The 11,849-nt window shown below is 71.6% G+C and carries 15 protein-coding genes; 12 read left to right on the top strand and 3 right to left on the bottom strand.

What is annotated here, in order from left to right; all coding sequences use genetic code 11:
* The first annotated feature begins 119 nt into the window (after nt 1-119).
* The 6 genes from JG616_RS03375 to JG616_RS03350 all read left to right on the top strand — a co-directional run bounded on the left by JG616_RS03375 (nt 120) and on the right by JG616_RS03350 (nt 5,095).
* Nucleotides 120-386, top strand: a complete 267-nt coding sequence (locus JG616_RS03375) for an iron uptake protein (RefSeq protein ID WP_343224968.1) — start codon at nt 120-122, stop codon at nt 384-386.
* A gap of 14 nt (nt 387-400) precedes the next feature.
* Nucleotides 401-2,116, top strand: a complete 1,716-nt coding sequence (locus JG616_RS03370; protein ID WP_199391677.1) for a PepSY-associated TM helix domain-containing protein — start codon at nt 401-403, stop codon at nt 2,114-2,116.
* A complete protein-coding gene (locus tag JG616_RS03365) occupies nt 2,109-2,447 on the top strand; it encodes a DUF3325 domain-containing protein (RefSeq protein ID WP_199391676.1) in 339 nt (112 codons plus the stop codon). The genes JG616_RS03370 and JG616_RS03365 overlap by 8 nt, the downstream gene beginning before the upstream one ends.
* A gap of 84 nt (nt 2,448-2,531) precedes the next feature.
* The gene (locus JG616_RS03360; RefSeq protein WP_199391675.1) at nt 2,532-2,840 is read left to right on the top strand and encodes a hypothetical protein; all 309 of its coding nucleotides are present in this window, start codon (nt 2,532-2,534) and stop codon (nt 2,838-2,840) included.
* 46 nt (nt 2,841-2,886) lie between these two features.
* Nucleotides 2,887-3,750: a 4,5-DOPA dioxygenase extradiol gene (gene ygiD / locus JG616_RS03355; protein WP_234446594.1), complete on the top strand. Its 864-nt coding sequence runs from the start codon at nt 2,887-2,889 to the stop codon at nt 3,748-3,750.
* Nucleotides 3,751-3,757: 7 nt separating this feature from the next.
* Nucleotides 3,758-5,095, top strand: coding sequence for an MATE family efflux transporter (locus JG616_RS03350; RefSeq protein WP_199361084.1), 1,338 nt, complete (start codon nt 3,758-3,760; stop codon nt 5,093-5,095).
* A gap of 21 nt (nt 5,096-5,116) precedes the next feature.
* Here the strand turns inward: JG616_RS03350 and JG616_RS03345 are convergent, their stop codons facing one another.
* Nucleotides 5,117-5,965, bottom strand: a complete 849-nt coding sequence (locus JG616_RS03345; protein WP_199361086.1) for an OBAP family protein — start codon at nt 5,963-5,965, stop codon at nt 5,117-5,119.
* 228 nt (nt 5,966-6,193) lie between these two features.
* Between JG616_RS03345 and JG616_RS03340 the strand changes: the two genes are divergently transcribed.
* Both JG616_RS03340 and JG616_RS03335 read left to right on the top strand, forming a co-directional pair.
* On the top strand, nt 6,194-6,598 hold the full coding sequence (locus JG616_RS03340) for a host attachment family protein (RefSeq protein WP_199361089.1): 405 nt from the start codon (nt 6,194-6,196) through the stop codon (nt 6,596-6,598).
* Nucleotides 6,599-6,607: 9 nt separating this feature from the next.
* Nucleotides 6,608-6,961: a thioredoxin family protein gene (locus tag JG616_RS03335; protein ID WP_199361092.1), complete on the top strand. Its 354-nt coding sequence runs from the start codon at nt 6,608-6,610 to the stop codon at nt 6,959-6,961.
* A 9-nt stretch (nt 6,962-6,970) separates the two neighbouring features.
* Here JG616_RS03335 and JG616_RS03330 read toward each other — a convergent pair whose 3' ends face one another.
* Nucleotides 6,971-8,107, bottom strand: coding sequence for a sensor histidine kinase (locus tag JG616_RS03330; protein WP_199361095.1), 1,137 nt, complete (start codon nt 8,105-8,107; stop codon nt 6,971-6,973).
* 144 nt (nt 8,108-8,251) lie between these two features.
* On the opposite strand from JG616_RS03330, the gene JG616_RS03325 reads away from it, so the two are divergent.
* The 4 genes from JG616_RS03325 (at nt 8,252) to JG616_RS03310 (ending at nt 11,199) form a co-directional block, all read left to right on the top strand.
* Nucleotides 8,252-8,437 (top strand): hypothetical protein, encoded by a 186-nt coding sequence (locus JG616_RS03325; RefSeq protein WP_199361097.1) that lies wholly within the window; start codon nt 8,252-8,254, stop codon nt 8,435-8,437.
* 24 nt (nt 8,438-8,461) lie between these two features.
* Complete coding sequence (locus tag JG616_RS03320) at nt 8,462-9,406, top strand: manganese catalase family protein (protein ID WP_199391674.1); 945 nt, start codon at nt 8,462-8,464, stop codon at nt 9,404-9,406.
* A 114-nt stretch (nt 9,407-9,520) separates the two neighbouring features.
* Entirely contained in the window at nt 9,521-10,288 is a 768-nt protein-coding gene (locus tag JG616_RS03315) for a histidine phosphatase family protein (RefSeq protein WP_199361102.1), read from the top strand.
* Nucleotides 10,285-11,199, top strand: a complete 915-nt coding sequence (locus tag JG616_RS03310; protein ID WP_199361104.1) for an NAD(P)H-hydrate dehydratase — start codon at nt 10,285-10,287, stop codon at nt 11,197-11,199. The genes JG616_RS03315 and JG616_RS03310 overlap by 4 nt, the downstream gene beginning before the upstream one ends.
* On the opposite strand, the gene JG616_RS03305 is transcribed toward JG616_RS03310, so the two are convergent.
* Nucleotides 11,174-11,788: a hypothetical protein gene (locus tag JG616_RS03305; protein WP_199391673.1), complete on the bottom strand. Its 615-nt coding sequence runs from the start codon at nt 11,786-11,788 to the stop codon at nt 11,174-11,176. The genes JG616_RS03310 and JG616_RS03305 overlap by 26 nt on opposite strands.
* Between the last annotated feature and the right edge of the window lie 61 nt (nt 11,789-11,849).

The following is an 11,849-nucleotide window of genomic DNA, read 5'->3' as shown; positions in this document are numbered from 1 at the left end:
CCACGCCCGCCACGCCCGCCACGCCCGCCACGCCCGCTCCGTCGGCTACCCGAGCTGTACGCGCCAGGCATGCGGTGCGCAACGCAGCAAACACGCCCGCTGTCTCGACGCGGCTGGCTGTGCTCGCACGCCTCGCCGCCGCCGTGCTCGGCGGCTACGGCTTGGCCTGGGGCCTGGTGGCCGCGTGCACCAGCCTGGCGGTCGCGGCCGGCATGGGCTTCCACGACGCGGAGTTCCTGTCGAGCCTCGTTGGCGTGCTGGCCTTCCTCGGCGCGCTGCTGTGGGCGATCGCGGCACGTCGGCTGTGGCCGGTGTGGGCTGTGCTGCTGGGCGGCGGTGCGCTACTTGCCGGCGTGGGCTCGGCCGTACAGGCCGCATTGATCTGAGGAGGATGCAGCCGATGTTCGCCACCTTCCGCCAGGCGATGGCCTGGCTGCATACCTGGTTCGGCCTGGTGCTGGGCTTCGTGCTGATGGCCGCGTTCTTCTTCGGCGCGCTGTCGGTGTTCGACCGCGAGTTTGACCGCTGGGCGATTCCGGCCACGCGCATCGAGCCGCAGCCGATGCCCTCGTACGAAGCCGTGCTGCGCCCGGCCTTCGAGCGCATGCAGCCGACGCCCGAGGCCATCGACGCCATGCGCCCGCGCGCCAACGGCGCGCTGCCCGAACGCTTCGACACCATCGCCTACTGGAGCGCCTACACCACCCACCGCGACCCGGTGGTGGCGCTGTTCGCCGGCTTCGAGGTGCCCAACGCCAGGCACCCCGGTGAGCAGATCCATGCCGAAGCCACCGTCGACCCGCGCGACGGCCACGTGCTGCCCGACGACCGGCTGAAGGTCGGCAGCGGCTTCTTCTATCCCATGCACTACGGCCTGACGCTGGACTGGAAGAACCTCGGCATCTGGATCGTCGGCTTCTCGGCGCTGGTGATGCTGGCGGCGCTGGTAAGCGGCGTGGTCATGCACCGGAAGATCTTCCGCGAGTTCTTCACCTTCCGGCCGGGCAAACAGCGGCTGCGCAGCGTGCTCGACCTGCACAACCTGACCGGCGTGGTGGCGCTGCCGTTCCACTTCTTCTTCGCGCTGACCGGGCTGCTGATCTTCGCGGCGACCTACTACTTCCCGCTCGGGCACACCCAGCTGCACGAGCTGCACGACCGCGCCGCCGCACTTAAAGCGCAACAGACCGGCCTGCCGCACGAGCGCGCCGGCGTGCCGGGTGGCCTCGCCAACGTCGACGCGATGGTGGCCGACGCGCGCGCGCGCTGGGAGGCGGCGGGCAAGGCGGGTGACGTCGGCTTCCTGGTGCTGATGCACGTGGGCGATGCCAACGGCTATGTGAGCGTGTACCGCGCCGGCACCGACCGCATCGCGCTGGTCGGCGACGGCATCCACTTCAAGGCCGCGACGGGCGAACTGATCCGCGTCGATCCGCCGCCGACCGCCGTGGGCCGCGTGGCCGAGTTCCTCACCGGACTGCACCTGCAGCATTTCCGCCACTGGCTGCTGCGCTGGCTGTACGTGTTCGGCGGGCTGGCGGGCGCGGTGTGCATCGCGACGGGCTTCGTGTTCTTCGTCGAGAAGCGCAAGCGCCAGCACGCGGCGCGCGGCGTGCAGGGCGCACGCGTGGTCGATGCGCTGGCGGTGACCACGGTGACCGGCATGGTGGTGGCGACGCTCGGCATTCTGATCGCCAATCGCCTGCTGCCCGTGGACCTGCCCGCGCGCGGTGACTGGGAGCAGCGCGCGTTCTGGCTGACCTGGGCGCTGGCGCTGCTGCACGCCGGCTGGCGCAGCGCGCCGGTGGCCAAGGGATTTCCGAATCCCGCATGGCGCGAACAGACCTGGGCGATCGCCGCGCTGGCGGTTGCGGCGGTGATGCTCAACGGGCTCACGACCGGCGACCATCTGCTGCGCACGTTGGCGGACGGCTACTGGCCGGTGGCGGGCGTGGACCTGGCGCTGCTCGCCGTGGCGGCCATTGCAGGCTTCACGGCACGCTGGCTGGGCCAGCGCGCCCGGGCGGTTCCGGCTGAACAAGGCGTCCCTCGGGCCGCCGTGCAGCGTGCGGCGCGACTGTCCGGAGCGGCTGCGCGGGATCCGGGACATGCATGAGCCCGGCGCCACCACGTGGCTGCTCGCCGCCGCAGCCTGCGCCTTCGCCGGCATGGGCTGGCTGGCCCTCGCCATGCCCGTGCACGCACTGCAGGCCTGGGGCGCACCGCCCTCCGCGGCCCAGCTCGCGCGCCTGCGCTGGCTGGGCGGCAGTGCCGTGCTGCTCGCATTGGCCTGCTGCCTCGGCAGCGACCACGCCACCATGGCGGTGCTGGTGTGGGTGATGCTGATCGCGGCGGCGGCCGTCGCGACCGCGCTCGTGCTCGCTGGCCGTCCCCGGCGCCTGCGGCTGCTCGCGCCGTGGGTGCGACCGCAACCTGCGATGCGCTGAGCCGGCCAGGCGCGAGCCAGGGACGCAGGTTCGTCAGCACATTCACGACCGCGGAACACCGGCTGCAGGATTCTCGCCTCCGCCATGCATCTCGTCGAACTCTTCCTCCCGCTGCGCGACAACTCCGGCGCGGCGTTCCCCAAGGCCCTGTACGACAGCGTCCGCGCCGAGCTCGCGGACGTGTTCGGCGGCGTCACCGCGTTCACCCGCGCGCCGGCCGCCGGGCTGTGGGAGGACGATGAGGGCGAGGTGCAGCGCGACGACGTCGTGCTGTTCGAGGTGATGGTCGACAACGTCGACCATGCCTGGTGGCGCAACTACCGCGGGACGCTGGAACAGCGCTTCGACCAGGACGAAGTGCTGGTGCGCGCGACCGCCGTCGAGCGGCTGTAGCGGGGCTGGACGTAGACTGCAGCATCACCCCGCCCGGAGTCGCCCCATGGCCATCCAGCCCCTGATGCCGGCCGCCTTCCTCGGCCACGGCAGCCCGATGAACGCATTGGAGCGCAACCGCTTCACCGAAGCCTGGCGCGCGTTCGGTGCCGCGGTGCCGCGGCCGCGCGCGATCCTGGCGGTGTCCGCGCACTGGTACGTCAACGCCACGGCGGTGACCGCGATGCCGCGGCCGCGCACCATCCACGACTTCTACGGTTTCCCGCGCCCGCTGTTCGAGGTCGATTACCCGGCGCCCGGCCTGCCCGAGCTGGCCGAGGAAGTCGCCGACGTGGCGAAGCCGGACTTCGTCGGTCCGGACCACGATGGCTGGGGCCTCGACCACGGCACCTGGTCGGTGCTGGTGCACGCCTTCCCCGACGCCGACATCCCGGTGGTGCAGCTGTCGATCAACGCGCAGAAGCCGCCCGACTGGCACGTGGCGCTGGGCGCGCGGCTGGCCGCGCTGCGCGAGCGCGGCGTGCTGGTGGTGGGCAGCGGCAACGTGGTGCACAACCTGCGCGCGATGGACTGGAGGCAGCCGGACGCCGGCTTCGACTGGAACGAGCGCTTCGACGCGCATGCGCAGCAGCTGCTGGCCGAGCGCCCGGGTGACGCCGCGGGGCTGGCCACGCATCGCGACTACGCGGCGTCCGCGCCCACGCCGGAACATTTCCTGCCGCTGCTGTACCTGGCCGGCATGGCCGCCGCGGCGGGGAACGGCGCCGACGTGCTGGTGGAAGGGCCGGCCTATGGATCACTGTCAATGACCTCGTACACCGTGGGCGCGCCGTGTCCGCCGCCCAGCGAGGTCGAAGACGGCGCCGCGCCGCCGTCCACCATCGTGCCAGCCGACGCGTCCAACCTGTAGGCGCGCCTTGGCCGGACGCGACGGAGGGCTGACACGCGTCGCGGTGGCGCGCCTGGCCTGGCCGATCATCCTGGCCAACGCCGCCGTGCCGGCGCTCGGCCTGGTCGACACGGCGGTCATCGGCCACTACGGAACCGCGACCGAGCTCGGTGGGCTGGCGCTGGGCGCGCTGCTGTTCAACTTCGTCTACTGGAGCTTCGGCTTCCTGCGCATGGGCACCACCGGCTTCGTCGCCCAGGCCCGCGGGGCCGGCGACGAGGCCGAGGTGCGCGCGGCGTTCGCGCGCGCGCTGCTGCTGGCGGCCGGGATCGGCGTGGCGCTGCTGGCGCTGCAGTGGCCGGTGACGCGGCTCTACTTCGGCTGGATGGACGGCAGCGCGGCGGTGGAGTCGGTGTCCGGCGCGTACTTCCGCGCGCGCATCTGGGGCGCGCCGGCTGCGCTGTGCCTGTTCGCGGTCAGCGGCCTGCTGATCGGGCTGGGACGCAGCCGCGAGCTGCTGCTGGTCCAGCTGCTGCTCAACGGCCTCAACGCCGGGCTCGACCTGTGGTTCGCGGGCGCGCTGGGCATGGGCGCGCGCGGCATCGGCCTTGGAACCGCGATCGCGGAATGGGTCACCTGCGCGGTGGCGCTGCCGGTGGCGTGGCGCGTGCTGCGTGAACGCCACCAGGATCACGGACCGGTGCTGGCGTGGTCGCGCATCGCCGACCTGCCGCGCATCCGCCAGGCACTGTCGGCCAATGGCGACATCCTGGTGCGCACGCTGTGCCTGCTGTTCGCCTTCGCCTGGTTCGCCAGCGCCGGCGCGCGCTTCGGCGACGTGACCCTAGCCGCCAACCACATCCTGCTGCAGCTGGTGTCGTTCAGCGCGTTCTTCCTCGACGGCTTCGCCTTCGTCGCCGAGGCGCAGGTGGGCGCCGCGTGGGGCGCGCGCAACCTCTACGCGTTCCGGAGGTCGGTGCGACTCACCAGCGAGCTGGCCGTGGCCACGGCGCTGCTGCTGGCGCTGGCGATCCTGTTCGCCGGTGGTCCGGCGGTGCATGCGCTGACCAGCCTGCCGGCCGTGCGGGAAGCGGCGGTGCTGCACCTGCCATGGGCCGCGCTCTATGTGCTGGTGTCGGTCGCCGCGTTCCAGCTGGACGGCGTGTTCATCGGAACGACCCGCACGCGCGAGATGCGCAATGCCGCGCTGCTTGCGCTGGCGGTCTTCCTGCTGGTGGCGTGGCCCGTGGCTGCAGCCTGGGGCAACCATGGGCTGTGGGCGGCCTTCGTGATCCATGTAGTGGCCCGCGCGGTGGCGTTGTGGCCCTATCACCGGCGGCTGCAGGCGGAGATGGCTTCAGGCTGAGACCAGTGCCTCGGCGTCGAATCAGCGGATCAGCGCATCCGGCCGACCGTTGGGCTGTCCTGCCGCCGCGGGTCGTGCATCCGCGTGACCGCCCACGGCCTGCTGAGCCTCCTGCACCCCATCGATTGGCGTCGCCTTGGGGAAGTGCTCGCGCAGCGCGTCGACGCCGGACTGCGGCCGCGCGAGGTCGCGCAGCTCCCGCCGCGATTCGCGCCGCTCGCCGGTGTCGATGTCCATGCGCCGATCGCGTTCGGCCAGCAGCGCCGGATCGAGCTCGCCATCGCGGTTGAACGACCACGCCAGTGCCGCCGGACCCAGCGGCAGCGCATCGCCCGGCTCCACGCCGTGGCGCGTATTCCAGGTGTGCCAGGTCTTGCCATAGCTGTTGATCTTCTGCCGCATCAGCGCGTGTTCCGCGGCTTCCGGGATGCCCGGCGCGACCAGCTGGCCGCTCAGGATCTCGGCATTGTGCGGATGCCAGTAGGCGCGCTCCTCCTGCGGCAGGCGCTCGAACGCCGCCTCGGAGATGATGTATTCGACCCCGTTGAGGTTGGCATCCGCACCGTTGCCGTCGAAGAGGGCGCACTGCGCGAAGTCCTCGTTGACCTGCCGGCAGAAGTGGTGGGCCTCCATCTGAATGTGCGGCGCGTCCTTCATCGGATGGAAGCCGATCAGGTGCATGTCGAGCGCTTCCACCGGCGCGGTGTCCTGCAGTGCGCGGGCGCCGGTCTCGAGCACGGCGGTGCCGGGTGCCTTGGGTGCGCCGGCCGGTTCGGGCGACGGGACCTCGCCGTCACCGGTGCAGGCGGCGAGCGAGAGGGCAAGGAGCAGGCCGGTCGGCCCGGCCTGGAAGCGTCGTGATCGGTCCATGCGGCGAGGATGCGCCGCGCGGTGTCGATGCGCGGTGCACGCTGGGCCAGCGCCTCGGCGCAGGCTTCACCGGGCGCGCGAAGTCGGCGACCTGGAGGATCCGGACGCCGAAGACGACGGCTGGACGGCGCCCGGGTTCCGCGCGGCGCACCGGCAGATGACACGGGTCACGCCGTATTGACCGTCCATCGGCCAACGTGGGGTCCTTCCTTCCCGACGGAGTTCCGCATGGCCCAGGTTCCCTCAGAAGCGCTCGTGGTCGTGGCCGATGGCACCAGTGCCCGCCTGTTCCGCAATGCCGGTGAAAAGGGCGCGATCGCGCTCCACCAGGTCGACCTGCGCGAGCTGGTCAACATGGACGACGACGGTCCCGCCGGCCGGATGCCGCACGAGTCCACCGGCTCGCAGATCGACGAGGCCACCTTCGCCAAGCAGCTGGCGAACGCGCTCAACGAGGGTGCGCTGAAGCAGGACTACGCGGACCTGGTGCTGATCGCCGACCCGACCACGCTCGGCCGCATGCGCCCGCTGCTGCACAAGGAGGTCCAGCAGCGCCTGAAGCTGGAGGTGCCGAAGACCCTGACCAATTCGCCGCTGCCGGACATCGAGACGGCGCTGCGCAGCCACGACTGAGGCAAGCCGATGGATGACGCCACCAGCCCCGGCCGATACCAGGCGGACTACGCCGGGCAGGAACCCGCGCGCAGCGACCTGGACGCGATGGAAGGCACGCTGCTGCTGGAGTTCGGCGCGCCGTGGTGCGGCCATTGCCAGGCCGCCCAGCCCGCCATCCGCGCGCTGCTTGCGCGACGGCCGGGGGTCGGGCACATCAAGATCGAGGACGGCCGGGGGCGCCCGCTGGGGCGCTCCCTGCGCGTCAAGCTGTGGCCGACGCTGGTGCTGATGCGCTCGGGCCAGGAGCTGGTGCGGGTGGTGCGTCCGGTCAGCGATGCAGACCTGGAGCCCCTGCGCGACGCGCTCGCACGCGCGCCCTGACGCGGCGTCTCACGCAGCCGGAGAGCGCGGCAGCCGCAGCGTGAAGCGTGTCGTGCCGTCCTCGGAGTCGGCCTGGACCGTGCCGGCGTGCGCCTTGGCGATCTGGCTGACGATGAACAGCCCCAGCCCCAGGCTTCCGCGTTCCAGCTCGTCGCTGGCCATCGCGCCGCGCCGCAGCGGTTCGAACATCAGTTCCAGCAGTTCCCGCGGAATCGGTTCACCGTAGTTGGAAACCACGATCTCCACGGCCTCGCCGGCCTCGCCGGCTTCGCGCAGCTCGACGCCGATCCCGGTCCCGTCGCGGCCGTATTTCCAGGCATTGACGACCAGGTTCGAGAGGGCCTCGCGGATGGTTTCCGCGTCGAACATGCCCTCAAGGGCTGGCGGAGCGCGGAATTCGACCCGGGCCTCGGGCATCGACTGCAGCAGCACCCCGATCTCTTCGCGGCAGGCTTGCGCAAGGTCCACCTGCGTCCTCTGCACGTCGAAGCCGATGCCCATCCGGGCCCGGTTGTAGACCAGCAGCCTGTCCAGCAGCTGGCTCATGCGCTCGCCGCTGCTGATCAGCCGCTGCACGGCCTTTGCGACGGGGGCATCCATCGCCATGCGGGACAGGTGCTCGGACGTCAGCATGATCGCCGTCAGCGGCGTGCGCAGGTCGTGGCCGAGCACGCCCAGGAAGATGGCGCGCCAGCGATCGACTTCCTCCGCGTAGTACTTCACCGAGACCGCCACCGCCTCGTCGATCGCTTCGTTGAAGCGGGTAATGTCGGCTGGCGCGGCCCCGATCGCCTCCGGAGACTGGGCCCAGGCACGCAGCACCGCGGCTCGCATCGCGCGGTATTCCGCGACGAGATCGGAGATGCTGAAGCCACTGCGCGCGCGATGCAGGGCATGCGTCGCCGCGGGTGACCGCTCGTCGCTGACGTCCGACGGGCAGCGCCCTTCGGCCTTGGCGATCTCCTCGGCGGGCGTCTGCCGGGTGCGCAGGTCCTCGACGATGGTCGACAGGATCTGAGGCAGGTGGTCGCGCAGCTCCACATCGTCGAGAGGGCTTCCGACTTCGATCGTCCTGGCGAACAGGATCGCCTCGTCGACGATCCTGGCCCGGTGTCCTTCGATGAAATCCGCCAGTCCGCTGTGCATGCAGAGGGTTCCTCCCCGTTGGCAGCCCGCTCCCATCCTACGCCCGGTCGGGACTGAATACCGGGCTGCGCATCCCGTCGCGCGCCTTTGACGTGGCGGGGAGAACCCTACGGGTCCTTTCCCCCCCGAAGGTGCGTCGAAACCATGTCCAAGCGCGAGCTCATCACCCCCAACGAAGGCGACAGCCGCTACGTGCGGCGAGACGCCGAAGGCAAGTTCAAGGAGCAGGACGACGTCGGCCGTTCGCAGAAGCAGGACAAGGCGAAGAAGGCCGAAACCACCGTCAGGTCGGGCCAGGGCGACAAGGGCGACCAGAAGAAGCGCGACTGACCACTGACCCAAGGAGCGTCAACGATGTTTACCCACAACAAGAGACTGCAGTTCACGGTGCGCGTCGCCGAACCGAACCCCGCGCTGGCCAACCTGCTGCTGGAGCAGTTCGGTGGCCCGCAGGGCGAACTCGCCGCGGCGATGCGCTACTTCACCCAGGCGCTGGCCGAGGACGATGCGGGCCGCAAGGACATGCTGCTCGACATCGCCACCGAGGAGCTGAGCCACCTCGAGGTGATCGGTTCGCTGGTCGGCATGCTCAACAAGGGCGCGAAGGGCCGGCTGGCCGAGGGCGTCGAGGCCGAAGGCGAGCTGTTCCGCTCGCTGCAGGGCAACGGCTGCAGCTCGCACGTGACCCAGGTGCTCTACGGCGGTGGCCCCGCGCTGATCAACTCCGGCGGGCAGCTGTGGAACGCCGGCTACATCGACAGCATCGGCGAGCCGACCGCGGACCTGCGCTCGAACATCGCCGCCGAGGCCCGCGCCAAGATCGTCTACGAGCGGCTGATCAACGTGACCGACGACCCGGGCGTCAAGGATGCGCTGATGTTCCTGATGACCCGCGAGATGGCGCACCAGAAGTCGTTCGAGAAGGCGCTGTACGCGATCGAGCCGAATTTCCCGCCGGGCAAGCTGGCGGGGATGCCGGAGTTCCAGGAGATGTACGTCAACACCTCGCAGGGCGACGGCGACATGCGTGGTCCGTGGAACAGCGACGACAACTTCGACTACGTCAGCGATCCCGACGCCTTCACCGCGGTGGATGGCGGCGACGGCGTGCCAGGCGTGGGCCTGGATCCGGCGGAAGAGCGCCTGGTCGCCGCGATGGCCGCGCGCACCGCATCCGATCCGGGCAGCAACCCGGTAACCGGCATCGAACTCGGCAAGGCCGAAGGCACGATGGAGAAGACCACCAAGGTGACCATGTCCGCGGACGGCGCGGATGACACGAGCGCCCGCGACGCCTGAGGAGCGCCGCCCTGCAGCCGGACGCCCGATCGGGCGCCCGGTCTGCGCACCGGGCGTTTCGCGCCTCGTTGACGCGCCCGCGGCGAACCTGCAGTGCCGCAAGGCGAGCGACCGATGGCACGACTGCGACACACCGACTGGCCCGACCGTCTCTGGATCGTGCGCCATGGCCAGAGCGCCGGAAACGTCGCGCGCGACCGCGCGGAGCTGGCCGCCCACCACCTGATTGACCTCGAGACGCGCGACGCGGACACGCCGCTGTCCGACCTCGGCCATGAGCAGGCCCGCGCGCTGGGCGAGTGGTTCGCGCGGCTGCCGCCGGGCATGCGTCCGACCACCCTGATGAGCTCGCCATTCGTCCGCTCGCGGCAGACGATGGAGGCGGTGGCACGCGCGCTGGGCACGCCGGACGACGACGTGCTGGTCGACGAGCGCCTGCGCGAGAAGGAGTTCGGGATCCTGGACGGCTATACCAGCGCCGGCATCCGCGCGAAGTTCCCCGACCTCGCCGCGCAGCGCGACAGCGTCGGCAAGTTCTACTTCCGGCCGCCCGGCGGCGAGAGCTGGTGCGACGTGATCCTGCGCCTGCGCAGCGTGCAGGAGGTTCTGCGGCGCGACTACGTCGGCGAGCGCGTGCTGATCGTGGCCCACCAGGTGATCGTCAACTGCTTCCGCTACCTGCTGGAATGCATGGACGAGGCGGAGATCCTCGGCGTCGACCGCAAGGCCGACGTGCCCAACTGTTCGGTGACCGCCTACGCGCTCGACCGCTCGGACCCGGAGGCGCGCTTCTCGCTGGAGGTGGCGAACCTTGCGCTGCCGCTGCGCGAAGCCGGCGCCGCGGTGACCGGCGCGGCCGACGTGCCTGCCGGCCCGCGATGAGCGCGGTCCCGCGCGCGCCGTCGGCGGCACGCGCCCTGGGCGCCGGCCTGTTGCGTGCCTGGCCGCTGCCGACGCCGGACGGCGGCGGCAAGGAGGCGCGTGGCCGGGTCCTGGTGGTTGGCGGCCATCGCGAGCTGGCCGGCGCCGTGCGCCTGGCCGGAGAGGCGGCGCTGCGTGCCGGTGCCGGCAAGCTGCAGATCGCGGTGGCGCGCGGCGCGGCGCCCGCGCTTGCGGTTGCCGTGCCGGAAGCCCGCGTGCTGGGCCTGCCGGAGGACGCCAATGGCGACCTAGCCGGCACCGGACGCGAACTGCCGAAGGTTGCAGCGGGTGCGGACGCGGTGGTGCTGGGGCCGGGCGCCGAGTCCGGTCCGAAGCTGCGCGCGATGGCGGCGCGGCTGCTCACGCGCGCGCAGCGCAGCGCGGTGCTCGACGCCGGCGCGATCGATCTCGCCGTGCTCCGGGCCTGGCGCCGGATGCGCGAGCGTCCGCGCCTGGTGCTCACCCCGCACCACGGCGAGATGGCCTCGCTCCTGGGTTGCGACGCCAGCGAGGTCGAGGCCGACGCCGCAAGGATCGCGACCGCCTTCGCGCAGGAATGGGACGTGGTGCTGGTGCTCAAGTCCGCCACGACCTGGATCGCCGATGGCTCGGGCACGCTGTGGGTGAACCGGGGTGGCTCCGAAGGCCTGGGGACGTCGGGATCAGGCGACGTGCTCGCCGGCATCGTCGGCGGCCTGTGCGCGCGGGGGGCGACGCCGGCGCAGGCGGCATGCTGGGGCGTGTGGCTGCATGCGCGCGCCGGTGCGCGGCTCGGGCGGCGCATCGGCGACCTGGGCTTCCTCGCCCGCGAGATCGCGGGCGAAGTGCCGGCGCTGCTGGCGGAACTCAGCCGGCCGCGCCGCCCAGCCTGACGAAGGTACGGATCTCGGCGGAGACGCAGGCGGCACGACGGGTCGCCGGTGCGTCCGCGGCCAGGCCTGGCGACCAGCGCACGAAGCAGGTTGCGCCCGGATCCACCGCGGGATCGGCGTCCGCGCACGTGGCAAGCGATCCGGCGGTTGCGGGATCGCGCGGGAGGGCGTGCAGCAGGCGCAGCGCGCCGGCGTCGAGCGGGCGACAGGCGGCCACCTGCCAGCGGCCCTCTTCGAAGGAAAGCGCCGCGAGCGCCAGGTCGCCGCGCACGAGTGCCAGCGCGGCACGGTCGGGCTCGACCGGCGCGACCTCGAGCCACGGTGCGCACTCGAGCGGGATGCGCTCGCGCATGTCGTCGCCCGCCAGCAGTTCGGCCAGGCGGGCCATCGCCGGCTCCATGCGCTGCCAGTCCGCCCTGGCGTCCGCGGCGCGCAGCTGCAGGCCGAGCAGCATGTCCGCGAGTGGCGGCTCGCCGTCGTTGGCGACCGCCGCCTGAAACACGGGCAGGGCGACGGGATAGGGGATGGCGGGAAGTCCGAGGACATCGAGCGCGTCGGGCTTCGGGTGGAGTTCGATCATCTGGTGCATGCGCCTATTGTCCCCGTCTTCGTCTCACATCGCGTGACTGGGCGATGACGCGCGGGCGCTT

Source organism: Luteimonas sp. MC1895, from assembly GCF_016457215.1.
Lineage (GTDB): Bacteria > Pseudomonadota > Gammaproteobacteria > Xanthomonadales > Xanthomonadaceae > Luteimonas.
This window is presented reverse-complemented; position numbering and strand designations above follow the sequence as displayed.